Consider the following 20,872-nt stretch of genomic DNA (forward strand, 5'->3'; position numbering starts at 1 on the left):
ATCAGAGCCGCGCCCCGGCCTCGTCGAGGCTCAGCCCGCTGGCCCGCAGGACATGCCGGTCGATGGCCGCCCGGATGGCCTCCTCGGTACCCAGCACCCGCACATGCCGGCGAGCCCGGGTGATCGCGGTGTAAAGGAGTTCGCGGGTGAGCAGACCGGAACCCGGTTCGGGCAGGACGATGGTCACCGCGTCGTACTGACTGCCCTGGCTCCGGTGGATGGTCATCGCGAAAACCGTGACCACGGCCGGGAACTGGGTCGGATGGACCAGATGAGGTTCGTTCCCGCGCTGCAACGCCACGCGCAACGAGCCGTCGGGGCGGCGCAGCACCACCCCCGTATCACCGTTGTAGATACGGGCCTCGTGATCGTTGGCCGTAACCAGCAGGGGCTGTCCGGGATACCACGGCCCCGACCGGCCCTCCGGCCCGGCACCGGCCGCCGCGGCCCATTCCGCGGCCGTACGATCCCACTGCTCCACCCCGTAGGGGCCACGACGGTGTGCGCAGAGCAGACGATGCGATTCGAATGCCGCGAGCGCCGCGGTGGCGTCACCGGCCAGGGCCGCGGCGGCGACCCGCCGCGCCGTGGCGGCGATATCGGCACGGACGGCGGCGATATCGTCCGGTTCGAGCAACTCCAGCATATCGCCGCCGGCACGCAGCAGGTCCAGGGCAGCCTCGGTATCACCGGCCCGGACCGCGATCGCCAGATCGGCGATCCGGCCCCCGAAACGACGGCCGCGGGTCAAGCGGATGATCCCGCCGCGCAGCCGGTTTCGCTCCGATTCGGTGAGCGCTTCGGCATCGGGCGGCTCCACCGGCCCGGAAACGCCGGCCGTCGCATCCCCGCCGTCGGCCGGGCCGGACGATTCGAAGAGCGCCTCGAAGGCCGGATTACCCGGCCCGGGGAACGGCGCGGCCACGAGATCGGCGAGAACAGCGCCGGCATCGACCGAGGCGAGCTGATCCGGATCGCCGACGAGGACCAGACGGGTGTCCGGGCGCAGCGCGGCCAGGAGCCGGCTCATCATGGTCAGCGAGACCATGGAGGTCTCGTCGACGACCACCACATCGTAGGGAAGACGGTTGTGTTCGTGATAACGGAAGCGGGTGGTACGGCCGCGTTGCCAGCCCAGCAGCCGGTGCAGGGTGGCCGCCGACAATTCCGGGAGACCGAGTTCACCGGCCTGGTCCCGCACGGCCTCCTGGAGCCGGGCCGCCGCCTTGCCGGTGGGCGCCGCCAGCGCGATCCGCAGGGGCGCGTCCCCGGCATCCGGCTCGGCCCCGGCCGCCCGATACGCGACCAGTAGCGCGAGAATGCGGGCGATGGTGTGGGTCTTCCCGGTACCGGGACCACCGGCCACCACCGTGGTCCATCGCGTCGCGGCCAGCGCCGCCGCGAGACGCTGGCGGTCCTGGATCGCACCCGGCGGGCCGAAGAGCCGGTCGAGTTCCCGGCGGATCACCACGGAATCGACCGGCGGATGGTCGGCCGCGCGGGCGGTGAGCACCCGGCGGATGATCTGTTCCTGCTGGTAGTAGCGATCCAGGTAGAGCAGCGGGCCCACTCCGGGGCGGGCCGGATCGGTGAGTCGCAGCGGGCGCAGGGGTCCGGCCGGGCCACCGCACACCAGCGGACTCCGCCGCAACGCCGCGATGACCTCCTGTTCGTCCGGCCAGGGTAGTTCGGCCGGATCGAGCGGATCCGGGCTTTCCTCGTCGGCGTCCACACCGATCTCCCGTATCCGCGTCAGATCCAGGCACACCGATCCCGACCGCACGGCACGCACCGCCAGCGCCGCGGCGAACAGCACCGGTTCCGCCGCCTCCCCACCGAGCCTGCCCAGCCGTTCGGCCACGTGCACATCCGCCGCCGAGAGCACCCCGGCTTCGTTGAACTCCCGCAGCAGTCCGGTTCCCCGCTGCGCCACTCGGATGGGGATCATGCCGGCCCCCCGGCGAGCAGGTCGGAGAGGGCGGTGACGAGACCGGGTGGTGGTGCCCAGTCGTAAACTCCCGCACCGCCCGGGGTCTCGGGGCCGATCATCCCGCGAACGAACAGGTAGCGGATACCGCCCAGATGCCGGGCGGGATCGTAGCCGGGCAGCCGCCAGCGCAGATACCGGTGCAATGCCACCGAGTACAGCAGGGCCTGCAGGGGGTAGTGGGAGCGGATCATCTCCGCGGCCATCCGGTCGCGGGTGTAGTGCGCCACGGTGAGCTCCCCCGTACCGAGGCGGTTGGTCTTGTAGTCGACGACGATGTACCGCCCGTCCGGAATACGCAGTACCGCGTCGATACTGCCGGTGAGGTATCCCCGCAACGGTACGTCGTCGAGGGTGTCCAATTCCGCGGCATAGGCGTAGAACTCGTCGGCCGGGTCCAGATGCGCGCGGAGTACGGTGGCGATCCGGTGCAGCGTGGCGGCGGAGGCAGCGGGCGTGTCCCCACCGGCGAGCGGTAATTCGAACTCCAGCTCGCACAACCTGTCCCGGCCCGCCACCTCGGCGAGGGTGCCGAACCCGATCGGTGTCCGCAACACCGCGAGCAACGCGGTCGCCAGTAACTCCGGATCGGCATCGGAGAGCATCTCACCGACCGCCTCGGCACAACGCGCCCGTAGCTCGGCCGCGAGATCGGCCGCATCGGTGTCCACTCGTTCCAGCACACCGTGCACCAGAGTGCCGAATTCCGCACCGTAGGGCAGATCGTTCATCAGCGAGAACGCGCCCGGTTCCGGATCGGCGACCGCGACCGGAGCCTCGGGCTCGTCACCGGGACCGGGCGTCCCCTCTGGTTCGGCGCCGGAGGATTCGGCATGCGCGGCGGCGGTGAGCGCCGAGTAGGACGTACGCCGCCAGTGGTCGTCGACCTCCCGATCGAAGGTCGCGACGACGAGATCCTCCCTCGTCGTACCGCCGGGGGCGCGGTACACCGGGGGTTTCGCGGCAGGGTCGGCGGCGGTGACCGAAACGACGTCTCCGGCCGCCGCGGCCCAGGCTCCGATCCGGTCCACCACTGCCGTGTCCTCGTCGACAGGAGCGCGGAATGCCGGTTGCGCCGTACCGGCGGTGCGCCCGAACAGCAGCCGGTGCAGGGGTGCGGTGGCGGTACCGAAGGAGGGCGCCCACCAGGCGACCACCTGGCAGCAGGCCCGGGTCAGCGCCACATAGCAGAGGCGGAGTTCTTCTCCGGCCGATTCGCGGTCGGCACGTTCCTTACGCGCGGCGTATCCCGGGGAATCGGGTCCGCCGATATCCAGTACCCGGACGCCGTCCTCGTGCATGAGCAGAGTGGCGGGTTTGGGATCGGCGGAACTGTCCCACGCGAAAGGCAGGTACACCACCGGGAATTCGAGACCCTTACTCGCGTGCACGGTCGCGATCTGCACGGCGGCGATATCGCGGTCGAGCCGGCGACTGCGCCCGGACACCGATCCCGAGGCGGGCTCCCGCACCCGATCGGTCAGCCATCTGGTGAGCGCGGTGAGGCCGAAACCCTCGGTGACCGAGACCTCGTCGAGCAGCTGGGCGAGGTGGCGGATATCGGTGAGCCGGCGTTCGCCGTGCTCCACGGCGAGCAGCCGGGCCGCGAGCCGGGTTTCGGCGGCGATCTTCTCGAATACCGCGGCGAAACCCGAACGCGCGAAAAGCCTTCCCGCATCGCGCAGTTCGGCGCTCACCCGGCCCACCAGATCCGCGCCCCCCGCCTCGAGCTCGGCGGTGGTCTGCCCGAACAGCGGGGTGAGCGCGGCCAGCCGCACCCGGTCGGCGCGATGCGGCTGTTCGAGCGCCCGCAGCACCCACAGCCAGTCGGTGGCGCTGGGAGTGGCGAAAATACTGCTGCCGCTGGTCAGCACAACCGGGACCCCGGCGCGTTCGAGAGCGTCGCGGACCACGTCGAGCTGGGTGTGGGTGCGGACCAGCACCGCGATATCACCGGGCCCGATCGGCCGCCACTCCGAGGCGGACTCCGCGGCATCACCGGTTCCGGCCGGCGGCTGGTCCCGCTGCCGGCGGCGTACCGCCGTTTCGGCGACCGTGGTTCCCGATTCCAGGAGCGCGACGATATCGGCGGCCAGATCGGCGGCGACACGGGCACGCTGCCGATGGATGTTCGGGAAACCGGAGAATCCACGCGGGCCCGCGCCGGTCCGGGGCAGACAACGCAGGCGCAGCGGGGTGATCAGCCCGGCCGGGCCGTTCAGCCTGCTCCAGGGCTGGGTGGCGGTCACCGCGGGCACCACGATCTCGTCGTGGCCGAGCGCCGCACCGCCCAGCAGATGTTCGAGGGCGGCGAGCAGTCCGGCATCGCTGCGCCGGTTGGTGGTGAGTTCACAGCGCGCGCTCGCATGACCGACCGCGTCCAGATAACTGAGCACCTCCGCGCCCCGGAAAGCGTAGATCGACTGTTTGGGGTCGCCCACCAGCACCAATGTGTTGTATCCGTGGAACGCGCGGCGCAGGATCTCCCACTGCAGGGGGTCGGTGTCCTGGAATTCGTCCACCAGTACCACCCGATAGCGGTCCCGGATACGGCCGCAGGCCGCCGCACCGTGCACCGGATCGGCGAGGATATCGCGCAACAGCACCAGCAGATCGTCGAAATCCCGGAGGCCCGCCAGGCGTTTACGACGTTCGACCTCCGTGCGGACCGCGGCGGCGAACGCCACCCGCTCGGCGGAGATCTCGTCGGTATCCGGTGCCAGGCGCGCCTGCCGGTCGCGCACCGCGGCCAGCGCGAAGCGGTGGGCCTGTTTCACCGGGAAAGGCGCCCGGGTGCGGGCGTAGCGGCTCAGATACAGATCGTCCACCGCCGTGCGGATCACCTCGTCGGCTTCCTCCACCAGCCGGACACCGGGATCCAGATCGCCGGCGAGGCCCAATTCGGCGAGCATACGCTGACAGAAACTATGGGTGGTGGCGATCGCCCCCGCGTCGAAACCCGAGAGCGCGGCCAGCAGCCGGGCGCGGCGGGTCTGGACCTCTTCCGGGGTCCCGGTGGCCAGATGCCGGATGAGCTCATCGGGCGCGCGGCGGGCGGATTCCGGGTCGGCCAGCGCGGCGGCGACGGCGACGAAACGGTCCCGGGTGCGCTCGCGTAGTTCCTGGGTGGCCGCACGACTGAAGGTCACCAGCAGCAGCCGGGAGATTTCGACATCGGCCTCGGCCACGTAACGGACGGCGAGGCCGACGATGGCGTAGGTCTTACCGGTACCGGCGCTCGCTTCCAGCACGGTGGTGCCCTCGGGCAGTTCACCGCACAGGTCGAAGGCCGTGCCGGTGGGTAGCGCCGTGGTGGTGGTCGTCATATACCTTCCGCCGTCCCGTCCGGGAGCCGTACCGTCGCCGTCACGGCTCCCCCTGCCGTTCGGCGCGCAGCAGCGGCACCCACAACCGCCGCGCGATGGAGCCGAAACGTGTCGTTTCCACGGGTTCCCCGGCGGGTGCGCCCGCACGGGTCAGATCACGCAGGTCCGGCGCCGCGCCCCAGACATAGCGCAGCGTACGGTCGGTGCGCTCGGCGAAATCGCGAGCGCGGTCGCCGCCGCCGAACGTGCGCTCGGCGGCGACGATCGCCTCCTCCGGTGGTAGCCGGCGGTAGCGGGCCTCGGCATAGGCGGCGGTGGTGGCGGTGGCGATGGGCAGGGGCTCGGAGAGCCCGGCGTCCCGGAGAGTGACCAGGGTACGCAGGACCGATATCGCCTCGTCCGCGGGCGGAGCGGTGAGTTCGGCCCGCCACGCCGGCGTCGGGAACCGCCCACGACCGGTGACCGCGGCGCGCCACGGCCGGTCCTGCGCGACGGCCAGCGCCAGCAGCGATACCCAGGCCGCGAGCCGGTGTTTCGGCGCGATACGGGAGAACGTGGTACGCACGAGCAGATCGCCGCGCACCTCGGCAACGGTTCCGGTGAGCCGGCGGCCGCCGCCCAGATCCACGGCGATATCGATATCGCGCGGCGCCTGCGCGTAATCCGGACCGGCGGCCCGGGCCAGGAGCTCCACGGTGCGTTCCACTTCGTCGAGCACCGCCCGGCCGAGTTCGGCCGGGGGCAGGGTGCCGCGCCGCCATTCCGCGGCCCGCAATTCGGCCGGATCGGCACCGGCCAGCCGGGCTGCCAGCATGCGCTCCCCCAGCGCCCAGGTCTCCAGCCCACCGAACTCGATGGGCAGCCGGTCGGCGATCTCGTCCTCGTGGTCCGGTACCCGCAGTCCCAGACGCTGCCACAGGAAGCCGCGAACCGGATGCTCGAGGAAGGCGACGAGTTCGGCCAAGCCGATTTCGGTTGTCTCGGCGGCGGGTAACGCCCGGCCCAGCAACCCTGCCGGCGGCACCGGCGCACCGGTTGCCGCCCGGGCCGCCGCGAACGCGACCGTATCGAAGCTGAACGGCCGCGGCGGGGTGAAATTGCGGTGGTCGTGGGCCTGCAACGGGTGGCGGATCAGCACACGGGACATTCCCGTGGCACCGGTATGGGCACGCAGCACATCGAGAAGTTCGGCGATCGGCACCGCGGGTGGGCGGTAGGCGCCGGTCACCGGATCGGCCCCGGTGTGCACCACCACCAGGGTGTCGCCGGCGGCCATGAGCGCGTCGAGCAGGAGCTGGCGGTCCTCGGACCGCGGATCGCGTTCGCCCAGGAGCGGATCGCGGGCACAGACCTCGTCGCCGTCGATACCGGCGCCGCGCGGGAACACCTCATCGTCCACGCCGAGCAGCACCACCACCCGATGCGGAACCGACCGCATCGGGGTCATGGCGCAGACGGTGAGTTCACCGGTGCGGAAATTGGCGCGGGTGGGGGCGGCGGCGAGCCGGTCCCGGAGCAGGACCGCGATATCGGCGAGGCGCAGCGGCAGCTCTCCGGCGTACGCGGCGGCGGCGGCCAGTTCACGCCGCGCCTCGGTGCGTACCCACGCCTGCGACTCCGGCACCTCGGTGAGCAGATCCAGGGCCCGGCTCAGCGTCGCCGACCACTGCGCCGCGGGCCCCGTACCCTGCAGGTCACGCAGAATCGAGGCCAGCCGGTCGACGTATTCGGCGAACCGGCCGGCGAGGTCGATATCGTTGCTGTCCACATCGTCGAGCGGCAGTACCCGGCCGAGCCAATCCTGGGAGCTCTCGTCCGCGGTCACCCCGAGCAGGATCCGGTCGACGGCGGCGTTCACCGTGTTCTGCTCGAAATCGCCGAGACCGAACGCGGTTCGCTGCCGCCTGCCGATCCCCCAGCGCGCACCGGCTTCGACCGCCCATTCCCGGATCCGCTCGAGATCGTCGCCGTCGAATCCACAGGCGCGACGCACCGGTTCGGTCGCCGCCACATCCAGTATCTCCGTGACCGTAGCCCGCCCCTGCGCGAGTTCCAGCAGCATCATGACCACACCCAGCAGCGGATTGGTCACCGCGCGACCCCGGTCGGCCAGCCGCACCCGCAATCGGTGGCCGGGGTGGGCCGCGACCTCCGGCGGTTCCGGGGTTCCCGTCCCGGGGTGCCCGAACGCGGCACGGATCAGGGGGGCGAACGCCTCCACTTCCGGGCACATGATCAGCACATCGCGCGGCTGCAGGCCGGGGTCGGCGGCGAACAACCCGAGCAGACATTCCCGCAGGACCTCCACCTGCCGGACCGGACCATGGCAGGCATGTATCTGCACGCTACCGTCGCCGGGCACTTCCCCGGGGCCCGGCGGCCAGCGGTCGTCCCTGATATGCGCCTGCAGGGTTCGCAGCAGGGTCGCCGGCGCCGCATCCGGCCGGACCCCATCGGTCTCGTCCACGCAGGCACCGGAGGGCTCCGGGGCGGCATCGTTTCCGGGTTCCGGATACCGCCGGTCCGTCTCCGCGGGCGGTAAGCGGAGCTGGAATTCCCGGATATCCCGGCTCAGCCCGGCCAGCAGCGGGTGTCGTACCCGAGTGGCCGACAGATCGGCGGCCCGGGCGATATCCGGCACCGGCCCGGCCCCGGACGGCTCCGTCGCCTCGGTATCCGCCGCGTCCCGCCGCAGCGTCTCCCACATCGCCGGGCTCGGGTGGGCGAGCCACAGGTGCAGGTCGCGATGTTCCGCCAGCGCGGTGAAGACCGCCGAATGCGCGGCCGGTAAGCGGGTCGTGCCGAAGAGGGACAGCCGGGCCGGGAGGTCGACCACCGCGGGATCCGACCGCAGCCGCGCGCATACCGCGTACAGGCGTTCGGCCGGATCGGGGGCGGCGACGGCCCGGCGCAGCCGGCGCCACAGGGCGGGCTGCCAGAGCAGATCGTCCGGTAGGGACCGGCCGGTGCCGTCGGTATCGGAACCCGCGGCCCATTCGGTGAGCATCGTGGGGCGCTGCACCGCGTAACTGTCGAACAGGGCGGCCAGCCGGGCCGCGGTGGCGTAGCGCCGGCCGCGCCGGTACCCGAGGCCGGACTCCTCGGCGGTCGCTTCCTCCGCACCCGGTTGTGTTGCGCCGGTTTCCGGTTCGCCGGCCGTCAGGCCGAGATGTCGCGCCAGCACCGCGCACCAGGGTTCGTGGACCGATGCGTCGATGACCCGCAGCAGCTCCCACACCACACGATCGGCCGACCACGGGTCGGTATCGGGTGCGATACCGGCGGTTGTGGTCAGCACCTCCTCGACCAGGGCCGCCGGAGCGGGGAACCGGATATTGGCCGCGATACCGTCCGCCGCACCGGCCGAGGTGCCGAGAGAACCCGAGAGCCGCTGGGCCAGCCAGCGTTCCACTCCCTTGGCGGGTACCGCCACCACCTCGGTGGCGAACGGGTCGGGCAATGGATCCGCCAGTACCGCGGCCAGGGCGCCGGCCAGCACGTCCGCGCGTTCGGCGCGGTGGATGTGCAGCGGCATCTCCGCCCTTTCGCTCGGTTCGATCACCGTCCTCCGGCACGTCCGCACGGACGCGGCGGACGCTTCGTCCACCCGTTTATACGCCCGGTCCCCGACACCGCTCGACGGCCCCCCGAAGAGGGCAGGACACCCCGGGGACAGGCGATCGTCAGCCGAATGTCCCTAGCGCCGAAGACTTTTACCGGATATCCACCCGATGCGCACAGTGATTTATCACACATGAGCCACCGACACGCGGCTCGATGGCCGCGGTACGACCGAGGCCCTGTGTCACAGTGCAACCCCGGGAGGAACGGGTTACCGCACGAAAGGCTGGTTCGCGCCGATGAAAGCGCTGGTTGTGCCCTTGATGCCGAGAGACGGGTTCACTGTCCGCCGATCCGGCGACCGGTGGGAGCTGATCAACTCCCGACATTACGGACGCGCCGTCGTGCTCCACTCGTGGCCGCGCGAGGCCCATACCGAAGCGTTCGAACACTGCTGTCGCCTCAACGGCCGGTCGCCGGCCGAAACGAAGGCCACGGCGCGAGTCCGCTAGCTGCCGGAAAACGTGCGTACGGAGCGCCGATATGACAAGGTGTTTCCTCGTGCGTTACCCCCTGCTCACCGGTGCAGCGCCTCGTGTGGCCGCACCCGCCACTGTCCTGGCCGCCGCCGCGATCCTGTTCGCCGGGGCGCCCGCCGGCCTGCCGTCGGCCGATGCCGTCCCGCACGCCCACGCTCAGGGTTGCGCGCACGGTTTCGACTGCGATATGGCGGGCCGGATCGAAAACGTCAACTCCTACCTGAACTCCCGCCCCGGGGTCACCGGTTACGTCATCCGGGACCGGCAGACCGGGGCCGTCTACGCCAGTCCGCACGCCGAGGACATGGTGTGGACCGCGTCCACCATCAAGCTCGCCATCGCCGAGGACCTGCTGAACCGGGCCCGCGTCGGCGCCATCGCCCTGCCGCCGGAGGATCGCGCCCTCATCGAGCAGATGATGTCGACCTCCAACGACCAGGCCACCGATCTGCTCTGGAACAAGTACGCGGGTATCGACCGGCAGGCGTTCAACAACGCCTTCCGCGCCAACGGGATGACGAGCCTGGCGCCGCAGCCTTCGCCCAGCGGCGGACCGCACTGGGCATTCCAGAAGGCGACCGCGGCGGATCTGGACCGGCTCATGTCGAATGTCCTCGACCGTATGCACCCCGACGACCGGTCCTATCTGCTCGATCTCATGCGCCGGGTGGACTCCAACCAGCACTGGGGTGTCTGGGGCGCCGGCGCGAGTATGCGACCGGGCCTGAAGAACGGCTGGTCCGACGAACAGGGCGGCTGGGTGGTCAACTCGGTCGGTTTCGCCGGGCCCGGCGAGCGCTACACCCTGGCGATCATGACGGCGATGAACGGCGAGGGCGGCTACCAAGAGGGCGCCGAAACCGATACCACCGTCGCCGAATACCTGCTGGCCGGACGCTGATCCGGATTCCGGCACCGCAACACCGGGTCTGGTCTCCCACCGGCCCGGTGTTCGCGGATCATCTCCGTTTCAGGTGAGCCGCCGCAATCGCATGGGGGCGTCGTCGCGCGGGAACGGAATCGTCGTGAAACCCCATGGCATCCGGTAGGCCTGCGGGAAACTCCATTCGTAGTCGCGCACGAGGGCCGAGATGATGGTCTTCACCTCGAAGGTGCCGAAGTGCATACCGATGCACTTGTGGGACCCGGCTCCGAAGGGCATCCAGGCGAGCCGGTGCGATTTGTCCTCCCGCCGGTCCTCGGCGAACCGCAGCGGGTCGAAGACCTCGGGATCGGTCCAGAATTCCTCGAGCAGGTGATTGACCTGGTATCCGAGGTCCACGGGTGTTCCGGCGGGAATGTAGTGGCCGAGGATCTCGGTATCGCGGACCGCGCGCCGTACCATCCCCGGCACGGGCGGCATCAGCCGCAGGCTCTCCTTCACGACGAGGTCCAGGGTGCGCAGGGTGTCCAGATCGGCGATGGTCGGGGATGCGTTGTCCAGGTCCAGCGCCAGCACCTCCTCGCGCACCCGCTGCTGCCATTGCGGATGCTTGCCCAGGTAGTAGGCGACCGCGGTGGCCGTGGTCGTGGTGGTGTCGTGCGCCGCCATGATCAAGAAGATCATATGGTTCACCACGTCGGCGTCGCTGAACACCGAACCGTCCTCGGCACGGGCGTGGCACAGGCCGGAGAAGAAGTCGGGTGCGTCGCTGCGCCGCTTCTCCGGCAGCATCGCGGTGAAATAGTCCTCCAGCACCTTGCGGCCGCGCAGCCCGGCGCGCCATTTCCCGCCGGGCACACCGTGGCGGACTATCGCGAGCCCGGCGTGCGTACAGGCCACGAACGCGTCGGTGAGTTTCCGGCGTTCGTCACCTACTTCCACCGCCATGAACGTCTCACCGGCGATATCGAGAGCCATATCCTTGATCGCGGGGAACAGGGGCACGGTCCGGCTCGCGCCCCGTCCCTCCGGTACCCAGTGGGCGATGGTCGAACGCACCACCGGGGTCAGTTCGGCCAGATGCGCTTCCAGCCGCTCCCGGGTGAACGCCTGCTGCATGATGCGGCGGTGGAACATGTGCTCGTCGAACTCGAGCAGGAGCAGGCCGCGCCGGAAGAACGGTCCGATGAAGTAGTCCCAGCCCTGCCCGAAATCGCGGCGTCGGCGGCCGAGTACCTCGTCCAGCGCTTCGGGGCCCGCCGCGAACACCCGGTCCATACCCAGGGAGCTGTTGAGGGTGACCGGACCGAAGCGACGGTATTTGTCCAGCATCTCCGCCGGACCCCAGCGCATGTAATGGAAGGTGCGACCCATATAGGGCAGGCCGCCGTCGCCGCGCACCGCGACGGTATCGCTCCCGCTGGGCGGAGTGGCCAGTATCCGGGGCCGCTCGGGCACCTTCAGCAGCAACCGGTCCACGAGCTGACGCCGGGGTATTTCGATGAGCGCCGAATTCTCGGTATCGGTGCGCGCACGCGCTCGGGGCGTGGCGACACGGTCGACGGTGACCATGACGAAACCTCCTGAGAGACAGCGCTCATCATATTCTCTTTGTTGCACCAACTCGGCCCTTTACTCCGAATCGGTACCGTCTCGCATCACCCGAGACCATCGCGCGATGGCTATCGTGGAGAGTGGCCACAGCGCTACGCACGAACACCGGGCGGCCCATTGCGCCCTCGGCCCGTACTGCCACTACCGTGTGCATTGTCAGGAAATGATCACCAGGGCAGTATCGGCCCACCGCTGGCGAGGAGCGACCATGAGCACGCAACCTGTTGGAAACGGCCGGCACCGCGTCGTGGTGATCGGGTCCGGGTTCGGCGGCCTCTTCGGCACCAAACACCTCAAACGGGCCGATGTGGAGATCACCCTCATCTCCAAAACCACCACCCACCTGTTCCAGCCGCTGCTCTACCAGGTGGCGACCGGTATTCTCTCGGTCGGCGAAATCGCCCCCGCGACCCGTCTGGTCCTACGTAAACAGAAGAACGCGCGAGTACTACTCGGCGAGGTCACCGATATCGATGTGGACAACCGCACGGTGACCTCGGTACTCCTCGGCGAATCCACGGTCACCCCGTACGACAGCCTGATCGTGGCGACCGGTGCCCAGCAGTCGTATTTCGGCAACGACCATTTCGCCACCTTCGCCCCCGGGATGAAAACCATCGACGACGCCCTCGAACTGCGCGGCCGCATTCTGGGCGCATTCGAACAGGCCGAGGTCGCCCTCACCCAAGAGGAACGCGACCGGCTGCTCACCTTCGTGGTGGTGGGGGCCGGCCCCACCGGCGTCGAACTCGCCGGCCAGATCGCCGAACTGTCCGATCGCACTCTCGAGGGCACTTTCCACAATATCGATCCGCGCGACGCCCGGGTGATCCTGCTGGAGGGCGCGGGCGCGGTACTCGGCCCGATGGGCCCCAAACTGGGCGGTAAGGCACAGCGCCGGCTCGAGTCCATGGGGGTGGAGATCCAGCTCAACGCCATGGTCACCGATGTGGACGCCCACGGTGTCACCGTACGGGACTCCGACGGCACCACCCGCCGCATCGAATCGGCCTGCAAGGTGTGGTCGGCCGGGGTACAGGCCAGCCCGCTGGGCAAGATGCTGGCCGACCGATCCGCGGGTACCGAGGTCGACCGGGCGGGCCGAGTAGTGGTGGAACCGGACCTCACCATCAAGGGCCACCCGAACGTTTTCGTCGTCGGCGATCTCATGTCGGTACCGGGAGTCCCGGGGCAGGCCCAGGGCGCCATCCAGGGCGCCACCTACGCGGCGAAACAGATCAGGGCGGAGGTCGCGGGTAAGCAGTCGCCGCAGGAGCGCAAGCCCTTCAGTTATTTCAACAAGGGCAGTATGGCGACGATTTCGCGTTTCAGCGCCGTGTGCCAGGTCGGGAAACTCGAATTCGGCGGGTTCCTCGCCTGGCTGGCCTGGTTGGCGCTGCACCTGTACTACCTCGTCGGCTACCGCAGCCGGATCATCACCATCATCCAGTGGTTCGTCACCTTCCTGGGTCGCAGCCGGGGCCAGATGGCGGCCACCGAGCAGTGGATCTTCGCCCGGCTGGCGCTCGAGGCAGTGTACGGCGACAGCGAAGAAGGGGAAGAGATCGTGCGCGGCGCGGCGGGTCGCCGGCCACCGGCCCCCGTGGTGGGCAGCCCGGCGGGAACTCTCGAATCCCCCGGCGGCAGCACCCCCGCCAACTCCGCGGATAAACCCGGGAGCAATCGTAAAGTCGGCTGACCAGGCCGACCTCCCAGCCATGCGACCACTCCGGAGCTACTATCGGGCAACCGAAAACTCCGGAGAAAGGCGACCATGGGTAAGCACTCAGCGACCAGTGTGCCCCGGCGCGCTGCCGGATCACTCGTCGCGGCGGGGGCCATTCCGCTCATCGCGACGCTGATCGGTGCCGGTACCGCCGCGGCCGAGACACTTCCCGCCTCGACCGCGCTGCCCGCGCCGATCCCCGCCCCGCCGCACGATCCGCTCCCGACGCTGCCGGCTCCGGCCGGTAACCTGCCGGCGGTGACCCCCGGCACGGTCGGGGAGGCGACCCGGGCGACCGTCCGGGCCGTCACCGATACGCTCGCCGCGGCCACCGCCCCGTTCATCCACCCCGCCCCGGCGGCTGCGAACCCCGTGATCCCCGCACCGGTGCCGGTCACCGAACCGGCGCCCGGCATCCGGGCGCTACCGGATCACCTCTCCCCCGCGACACCCGGCACCCTGCACGCTCCCGTACAGGTCGCCCCCGTGACTCCGCTCGAAACGCCGCCCGGCACGCTACGGATCGGCAACCTCATGATGAGCGTGCCCTTCGACGCGAGCCCGGTCAACGAAGGCGCGGCGCAGGCCGAGGCCCAGGTGGCCACCCTTTTCGATTCCATGGGCGTCGAGCGCCACCGGTCGGACCGTATCGCGGCGCAAACCGTCGGATCCGCCGTCGTCGGTGCGGCGGTGGCCGCCGCGGTGGTCACGCCGGTGGCCATCCCGTTCGCCATGGCCGGGGCGGTAGCGGGCTTCGTCGCGGGAATTCCCTTCCTGCCGACCGGTCTGGTCGCCGGCCCCGTGCTCGGCGCGGCGATCGGGTACGGGGTCGTCGCGGTACCCGCCATGCTCGCCGGCGCGGCGCTCGGCGGGGCCTACGGGGCGACCGACGGCTTCACCGCCGCATCCTTCGGCGCATCCCCGCGGTGATCCCGGCGAAGCGCCGGCCCGGCGCCGGGCCGGCGGCCGGTGCACAGCCGACCGAACAGGGCGATCCCATCCACGGCCCGCTCCGAAACGAATGTCGGGCAAACCGATAAATTCCGGAGAAAGGCGACCATGGGTAAGCACAGGGCTTCCGGTCCGTCCCGGCGTGCGACAGGATCGGTCGTCGCGGCCGGGGCCATCCCGCTCATCGCGACGCTGATCGGCGCCGGTACCGCCGATGCCGAAGTACTCCCCGCTCCACCCGCGTCATCCCCGATCCCCGCGGCGCTGCCGGCGCTTCCCTCGGTTACGGCCCCTACCGCGGATCCGCTCGGACCGGCAGTCCACACGGTGCAGGACACGGTCCGTATCGCCGTCCGGTCGGCCACCGATACCCTCACCGCGGCCACCGCCCCGTTCACGCATATCGTGCCCGCGGCTCCCGGTGTCGCGCCGCTGGCCGCGATCACGGAGCCGGCGACCCCGGGCACCCGGGAGCTGCCGAAGCACGCCTATCTCGCGCCGCAGGGGCAACTGCACGCTCCCGAACCCGTGGCACCGGTGGCGCCGATCGAAGCGCCGCCCGGCACCCTGCGAATCGGGAACCTGCTCATGGAGGCGCCGCCCTTCGACGTGCGCGATATCAACACCGGCGCGGCTCAGGCCGAAGCCCAGCTCGCGACCTTCCTGGACTCGGTGGGTGTCGAACGCAGCCGGTCGGACCGTATCGCGGCCCAGACCCTGGGTTCGGCCGCTATCGGCGCATCGGTCGCCAATACGCTGGCCTCACCGCTCGCCGGTACCTCGGCTCTGGTCGGCGCGGTCGCGGGTTTCATCTCGGGGATACCGTTCCTGCCGATCGGCCTGGTCATCGGGCCCGTCCTCGGAGCGGCGATCGGTTATGCGGTGATCGCCGCCCCGGCTGCCGCCGCGGGGGCGGCGATCGGCGGGGCGATCGGTGCGGCGGAGGGTTTCGCCGCCGCACCGTACGGCACGCCACCGGCCCAGTGACCGGCGGGTGGCCGGTCCATCCGGCCGGCCACCCGTCACCGGCCGGACACCGTCGGCCCGTCGGGGCGCGTACCCCGGCCCACAGCGAAGGCGATCGCCCCCATCAGCAGCAGCACACCGGCGCCGACCGCTATGGCCGCGTGCGCACCGGAGACGAACGCGCCCCGCGCCGCCGCCAGGAGCGCGGGATCCCCACCGTAACGCTGAATGGTCTCTCCCAGCGTCGGCGCGAAATCCCCGCCGGAACGGAAGAACAAGGCCGCGAGCGAACCCAGGAGCGCCAGGCCCAGCGCATTGCCGAGTTCGAAACTCGTTTCGGAGATCCCCACCGCCGAACCGGCTCGCTCCGGCGGCACCGAGGCAACCGCCACCTCCGATACCAGCGTGAACACGATGCCGTAACCGGCGCCGGCGAGCGCCGATCCCACTATGTACCACCCGGCGCCGCCGGCGACTCCGATCCCGAGGACCATCAGGTTACCCAGCGCCGCCACCAGCAGCGCCAGCGCGAACGCCCATCGGATACCGAGCCACCGGCCGACCGCCGAACCGTTCACCGAGAAGATGAACACGGTGATCGCCATGGGTATCCCCAGCAGGGCGGCCGCCAGGGGATCCCGCCCGGTGACCGACTGCAGCCAGATACTGCTCAGATAGCTGAGTCCGGCCAGCGACATCATGCTCGCCGTACTCGATCCGATGGCCACCGAGAAGCGGGCCCGGCCGAACAGCGCCAGATCGAGCAGCGGTTCGGCCAGCCGCCGCTGCCTGCGCACGAACAAGGTCAGCACCACCGCGCCGGTCACCGCGCCGACCAGTGCCTCGATATCGAAACCGTACTCGGCTGTGTGCTTGACCGCGTACACCGCGGGAAGGATGCCGCCGATCGACAGCGCGACACTCGGCAGATCCAGCGGGCCGAGGGTGCGCGCCCGGTGTTCGGGCAGCAGCATCGGCGCGAACACCAGCAGGACGAGCAGCACCGGGACGTTGATCAGGAACACCGACCCCCACCAGAAATGGTGCAGCAGGACTCCACCGATGATCGGTCCGACCGCCGAACCGCCCGCGAAGAACGCCGTCCACACGCCGATCGCGGTGGAACGCTGTCGTTGATCGGGGAACAGATTGGAGATGAGTGCCAGGCTCGACGGCAGCAGGGTGGCCCCGCCGACCCCCATCAGCGCCCGCGCCGCGATCAGTACCTCGGCGCTCGGCGCGAAGGCCGCGACCGCCGAGGCGGTACCGAACACGGTGGCGCCGGCGAGCAGGATGGTGCGCCGCCCGATACGGTCGCCCAGGTTGCCCATGGTGATGAGCAGGCCGGCGATGAGGAACCCGTAGATGTCGAGGATCCACAACTGCTGCGCCGCGGTGGGGTCGAGATCCGCGGTCAGGGTGGGCAGCGTCAGGAACAGCACCGACATATCCATCGACACCAGCAGTACGGGCAGCAGGAGCACGGCCAGCCCGAACCAGGCCCGCCGCCCACCGGTCTCCGGTGCGGCCCGCACCGCCTCCAGGTTCGTCATCGGATTCCTTCCAGCTCGTCGGTTCACGTAGTCGTAACGCGACCTTCGGCCGCCGCTGTTCCACGGCGGCCCGGCGGTGCTCTCACCACCCCGATGGTCACGGTGCGCTCGGCCCGTGTTTCGATCCGATGGTGAGCGCCGACATCATCGTCTGCGGGCTCGGTCCCGCCGGTCGCGCCCTCGCGCATCGATGTCTGGCCCGCGGTATGACGGTCACCGCGGTGGACCCCGCCCCGGATCGACGCTGGGAGGCGACCTATGCCGCCTGGTCCGACGAACTGCCCGCTTGGCTGGATCCCGCCGTCGCGGCGGTCACCGTCACCGAGCCGGCCGCCTTCGGTGAGCGCGCGCACCGGATCCCGCGTTCCTACACCGTTCTGGACACCGCCCGGTTGCACGCCTGCCTCGATCTCACCGGCGCCACCGTGGTGCGGGGCCGTATCGCGGCACCGGCCCGGAACTCGGTGACGCTGGACACCGGCGACACGCTGCGGGCGGACCGGGTGATCGATGCGCGCGGTCTCCCTCGTCGGCCCGGACGCCCGGAGCAGACCGCCTACGGGCTGATACTGCGCGGTACCGGGGAGCACGAAGCGGCGCTCTTCATGGATTGGCGACCCGACAACGGCGCCGGCCCGGATGCGCTTCCCTCGTTTCTCTACCGCGTCCCGCTGGGGAACGATACCGTCCTGTACGAGGAGACCTGCCTGGTGGGCGCTCCCGCGCTGGGCTCGGCGGAACTCGCGCGCCGATTGCGCCACCGCCTGGCGGCCCGCGGTATCGCGCTACACGGCGACGAACCGGTGGAACGGGTGCGCTTCCCGGTCGCCGGTGGCTCCCCCGGCGGCGCCCGGTTCGGTGCCGCGGGCGGCTATCTGCACCCGGCCACCGGGTACAGCATCGCCGCGTCGCTGTCGGCCGCCGATACCGTCGCCGCGGGTGGTTCGGGATGGACCGCCGCGGCCCGGGCGGTACACCGGCTACGCCTGGCGGGCCTGCGCGCTCTGCTGGCTCTTCCGGCACGCGATATTCCGCGGTTCTTCGATACCTTCTTCGAACTCGATATCGCATTGCAACGCGCCTATCTGTCCGGCCGCGGCGACCTCGCCGGTACCGCCGCCGCCATGAACGGCCTCTTCTTCGCTCTTCCCGGACGCACCCGGACTCGCCTCGCCGTCGCGACCGTCTTTCCGCGCGCTGCCTCGCTCTCGCGAACAGGTTCGGCCATCATGGAGTGATGCGGTCAATCTGGAAAGGCTCGATCGCGTTCGGATTGGTGAACGTCCCGGTGAAGGTCTATACCGCCACCGAGGATCACGACATCACATTCCATCAGGTCCACGCCGAGGACGGCGGCCGGATCAAATACGACCGCGTATGCACCGTCTGCGGGAAATCGGTGCGGTTCGCCGATATCGACAGGCAATACGAATCGCCGGAGGGCGAGAGAGTCGTGCTCACCGACGACGATCTCGCCGAACTACCGGTCGCGGAGAAACACGAGATCCCGGTTCTGCAATTCGTGCCCTCGGAACAGATCGACCCCATCCTGTACGACAAGACGTATTATCTCGAGCCGGATTCGAACACACCGAAGGCCTATGTCCTGCTGGCGGCCACCCTGGACCGTATCGACCGGACGGCGCTGGTCCATTTCACCCTGCGCCAGAAAACCCGGCTGGCCGCGATGCGGGTGCGGGACGGAATGCTCGTCCTGCAGACGCTGCTGTGGCCGGACGAAGTACGCTCGGTCTCGTTCGAATCGCTCGAGGAGGCCAAGAGGCCGCGGCCCCAGGAGATCGAGATGGCCGAAACACTGGTCGAGTCGATGTCGGAGGATTTCGATCCGGAGCAGTTCACCGACGAGTACCAGGTCGAACTCCAGCGACTCCTGGACGAGGCCATCGCCCGGGGCGACGGTAAGGTCCCGGAACACGCTGAAGCACCGGCACAGGAGACCGACGCCGAAGTGGTCGACCTGGTCGCCGCGCTGCGGCGCAGCCTGGAGGCCAGCGGCGCGCGCGCAGGTGACGAATCCGGAGCCGGTGGGAAATCGAAACCCCGCAAGGCCGCCCGGCACTCGACGCAGAAGAGCGCCCGGAAACGAACCCGTAAGGGCGCCTGAAGCAGCTATACGGCCTGAATGAACCAGTCGAGTCCGCCTTCGGGCCCCGTGCTGGTGCGGTGATAGCGGAAGCCGAGGTGATGGGCCAGCACGATCGCGGCCCGGTTACCGGAGTCGATGCGCAGTACCGCCTCGTCCGCCAGATCGTGGCGGGCCAGGTACCGGCACGCCAGGACGATGGTCCGGCCCGTGATACCGCGCCCCCGCCAGGGGGCGTAGATACCGTAGGTGATATCGGCCTGCCGTTTCGCCAGGAACTCCTGGTCCAGGGCGAGGTCGAGAGTTCCGGCCAGGGTATGAGCGGCGATGTCCACCACACCGAAGGTTTTGCACGGCTCGTCGTTTTCCCACGCCGCGGCGCAGCGTTCGAAATCGGCCACCACGTTCGGGGTCCCCGGGCCCGGCGTCCGGCGCATCGATTCCCGATCCTGCGCCGCGAGATGCGCGGCGGCATCGGCGATCTCGATCGGCCGCAGCCCGATGACCCCATCCGATATCAGCACGTGATCATGATTCGCGTATTCCACCGTCCCGGACAAGCCTCACCACGGCGCGCCGCCGAGGAAACAGCAGGTAGCGTCGGATATCGCGCCGAGCGGCAAGTCCGCGACACACCGTCGCCGGGAAACGTCTCGGGACACGGCCGCAGCCGATCGCCGGGTGGATACTCGCCTTATGACCGAAAACGCAGACGATCCACACCGGTTGGTATCCGCTGCCGTGGTGGTGGGCGCCGACGGGTCGGCCGCCGCCCATTCCGCCATCCGCTGGGCGGCCGCGGTGGCGGCCCGGCGCCGGCGGCGGCTGGTGATCGCCTACGGAATGAATTCGACGCCGGCCAAGACCTGGCTGGTCGCCTATCAGCCGATGGTCGACGAAGCCGTCCGGACGCTGCGCACCCATGGGGAACAGGTGCTGGTGGCCGGTAGCCAGATAGCCCGGCAAGCGGTGCCGGGCCTCGAGGTGGACACTCTGCTCTCGGAGCACGCTCCGGCGAAACTGCTCACGGAGCTGTCCGAATCGGCGCATATGGTGGTCCTCGGGTCCCACCGCGGCGGCGCGATCGCTCATCTGGGCTCGACGATCCTGGCGGTGACGGCACACGGTCACGGCACCATCGTGGCGGTGCGTGAGAACGCCGAGGAGATCACCGAGGGGCCCGTGGTGGTGGGGGTGGACGGCAGCCCCGTCAGCGATACCGCGGTGGCGGCGGCGTTCGCGGAGGCCGCCGAGCGGGAGGCCGAACTGGTCGCGGTCCACACCTGGAGTGATCTCACCTTCACGGAGTTCGCGAGTACCGGATACATCGAGATCCCGGCCGAGGATCTGCAAACCGCCGAACAGGCGGTACTGGCCGAACGCCTGGCAGGTTGGCAGCAGAAGTATCCCGAGGTCACGGTGCGGCGCGAGGTGTACCCGTCGACGCCCGCGCAGCACCTGCGCGAATGGTCGGAGCGGGCCCAACTGGTCGTGGTCGGCAGCCGGGGCCGCGGCGGATTCCGCGGGCTCCTGCTGGGATCGACCAGCCAGTCGCTCATCCAGCACGCGGCCTGCCCGGTCATGATCACCCGGCCCGCCCGGTCATGACCACTCGCCTACCCGGTCGCGACCACCCCGCCTACCCGAACCTTCCTGGATGAT

The 20,872-nt window shown here is 69.9% G+C and carries 13 protein-coding genes; 7 read left to right on the forward strand and 6 right to left on the reverse strand.

Annotated elements, in window-relative coordinates; all coding sequences use genetic code 11:
* Nucleotide 1 precedes the first annotated feature (1 nt).
* From recD to recC, 3 genes are read right to left on the reverse strand one after another with little or no spacing between them, the layout of a single operon-like run.
* Nucleotides 2-1,948 carry an exodeoxyribonuclease V subunit alpha gene (gene recD, locus ACYR7D_RS22700; protein WP_459546549.1) on the reverse strand — a complete coding sequence of 649 codons (1,947 nt, stop codon included), beginning with the start codon at nt 1,946-1,948 and terminating at the stop codon, nt 2-4.
* Nucleotides 1,945-5,313: a UvrD-helicase domain-containing protein gene (locus tag ACYR7D_RS22705; RefSeq protein ID WP_459546550.1), complete on the reverse strand. Its 3,369-nt coding sequence runs from the start codon at nt 5,311-5,313 to the stop codon at nt 1,945-1,947. Before ACYR7D_RS22705 ends, recD begins: the two co-directional genes overlap by 4 nt.
* Nucleotides 5,314-5,353: 40 nt before the next feature.
* On the reverse strand, nt 5,354-8,848 hold the full coding sequence (gene recC / locus ACYR7D_RS22710; protein WP_459550253.1) for an exodeoxyribonuclease V subunit gamma: 3,495 nt from the start codon (nt 8,846-8,848) through the stop codon (nt 5,354-5,356).
* A gap of 587 nt (nt 8,849-9,435) precedes the next feature.
* On the opposite strand from recC, the gene ACYR7D_RS22715 reads away from it, so the two are divergent.
* Nucleotides 9,436-10,314, forward strand: coding sequence for a serine hydrolase (locus ACYR7D_RS22715; RefSeq protein WP_459546551.1), 879 nt, complete (start codon nt 9,436-9,438; stop codon nt 10,312-10,314).
* 69 nt (nt 10,315-10,383) lie between these two features.
* Here the strand turns inward: ACYR7D_RS22715 and ACYR7D_RS22720 are convergent, their stop codons facing one another.
* On the reverse strand, nt 10,384-11,868 hold the full coding sequence (locus ACYR7D_RS22720; protein WP_459546552.1) for a cytochrome P450: 1,485 nt from the start codon (nt 11,866-11,868) through the stop codon (nt 10,384-10,386).
* Between the two features lie 250 nt (nt 11,869-12,118).
* Here ACYR7D_RS22720 and ACYR7D_RS22725 point away from each other — a divergent pair, with 250 nt between their 5' ends.
* From ACYR7D_RS22725 to ACYR7D_RS22735, 3 genes are all read left to right on the forward strand, one after another.
* Nucleotides 12,119-13,609, forward strand: coding sequence for an NAD(P)/FAD-dependent oxidoreductase (locus tag ACYR7D_RS22725; protein WP_459546553.1), 1,491 nt, complete (start codon nt 12,119-12,121; stop codon nt 13,607-13,609).
* Between the two features lie 75 nt (nt 13,610-13,684).
* Nucleotides 13,685-14,566 (forward strand): hypothetical protein, encoded by an 882-nt coding sequence (locus ACYR7D_RS22730; RefSeq protein ID WP_459546554.1) that lies wholly within the window; start codon nt 13,685-13,687, stop codon nt 14,564-14,566.
* A gap of 129 nt (nt 14,567-14,695) precedes the next feature.
* The gene (locus ACYR7D_RS22735) at nt 14,696-15,574 is read left to right on the forward strand and encodes a hypothetical protein (RefSeq protein WP_459546555.1); all 879 of its coding nucleotides are present in this window, start codon (nt 14,696-14,698) and stop codon (nt 15,572-15,574) included.
* A gap of 35 nt (nt 15,575-15,609) precedes the next feature.
* Here ACYR7D_RS22735 and ACYR7D_RS22740 read toward each other — a convergent pair whose 3' ends face one another.
* The gene (locus ACYR7D_RS22740) at nt 15,610-17,106 is read right to left on the reverse strand and encodes an MFS transporter (protein WP_459546556.1); all 1,497 of its coding nucleotides are present in this window, start codon (nt 17,104-17,106) and stop codon (nt 15,610-15,612) included.
* A gap of 128 nt (nt 17,107-17,234) precedes the next feature.
* Between ACYR7D_RS22740 and ACYR7D_RS22745 the strand changes: the two genes are divergently transcribed.
* Nucleotides 17,235-18,344: a lycopene cyclase family protein gene (locus tag ACYR7D_RS22745; RefSeq protein WP_459546557.1), complete on the forward strand. Its 1,110-nt coding sequence runs from the start codon at nt 17,235-17,237 to the stop codon at nt 18,342-18,344.
* On the forward strand, nt 18,344-19,231 hold the full coding sequence (gene ku / locus ACYR7D_RS22750; RefSeq protein WP_459546558.1) for a non-homologous end joining protein Ku: 888 nt from the start codon (nt 18,344-18,346) through the stop codon (nt 19,229-19,231). The genes ACYR7D_RS22745 and ku overlap by 1 nt, the downstream gene beginning before the upstream one ends.
* A 5-nt stretch (nt 19,232-19,236) precedes the next feature.
* On the opposite strand, the gene ACYR7D_RS22755 is transcribed toward ku, so the two are convergent.
* Nucleotides 19,237-19,734, reverse strand: coding sequence for a GNAT family N-acetyltransferase (locus tag ACYR7D_RS22755; protein WP_459546559.1), 498 nt, complete (start codon nt 19,732-19,734; stop codon nt 19,237-19,239).
* A gap of 172 nt (nt 19,735-19,906) precedes the next feature.
* On the opposite strand from ACYR7D_RS22755, the gene ACYR7D_RS22760 reads away from it, so the two are divergent.
* On the forward strand, nt 19,907-20,818 hold the full coding sequence (locus ACYR7D_RS22760) for a universal stress protein (protein WP_459546560.1): 912 nt from the start codon (nt 19,907-19,909) through the stop codon (nt 20,816-20,818).
* Nucleotides 20,819-20,872 lie beyond the last annotated feature (54 nt).

The sequence above is a fragment of the Nocardia sp. X0981 genome (genome assembly GCF_977089955.1).

Bases quoted from the DNA above. Each gene is read 5' to 3' on its own strand.
- recD (WP_459546549.1), bottom strand. From the start codon at position 1,948: ATGATCCCCATCCGAGTGGCGCAGCGGGGAACCGGACTGCTGCGGGAG.
- ACYR7D_RS22705 (WP_459546550.1), bottom strand. From the start codon at position 5,313: ATGACGACCACCACCACGGCGCTACCCACCGGCACGGCCTTCGACCTG.
- recC (WP_459550253.1), bottom strand. From the start codon at position 8,848: ATGCCGCTGCACATCCACCGCGCCGAACGCGCGGACGTGCTGGCCGGC.
- ACYR7D_RS22720 (WP_459546552.1), bottom strand. From the start codon at position 11,868: ATGGTCACCGTCGACCGTGTCGCCACGCCCCGAGCGCGTGCGCGCACC.
- ACYR7D_RS22725 (WP_459546553.1), top strand. From the start codon at position 12,119: ATGAGCACGCAACCTGTTGGAAACGGCCGGCACCGCGTCGTGGTGATC.
- ACYR7D_RS22730 (WP_459546554.1), top strand. From the start codon at position 13,685: ATGGGTAAGCACTCAGCGACCAGTGTGCCCCGGCGCGCTGCCGGATCA.
- ACYR7D_RS22735 (WP_459546555.1), top strand. From the start codon at position 14,696: ATGGGTAAGCACAGGGCTTCCGGTCCGTCCCGGCGTGCGACAGGATCG.
- ACYR7D_RS22740 (WP_459546556.1), bottom strand. From the start codon at position 17,106: ATGACGAACCTGGAGGCGGTGCGGGCCGCACCGGAGACCGGTGGGCGG.
- ACYR7D_RS22745 (WP_459546557.1), top strand. From the start codon at position 17,235: ATGGTGAGCGCCGACATCATCGTCTGCGGGCTCGGTCCCGCCGGTCGC.
- ku (WP_459546558.1), top strand. From the start codon at position 18,344: ATGCGGTCAATCTGGAAAGGCTCGATCGCGTTCGGATTGGTGAACGTC.
- ACYR7D_RS22760 (WP_459546560.1), top strand. From the start codon at position 19,907: ATGACCGAAAACGCAGACGATCCACACCGGTTGGTATCCGCTGCCGTG.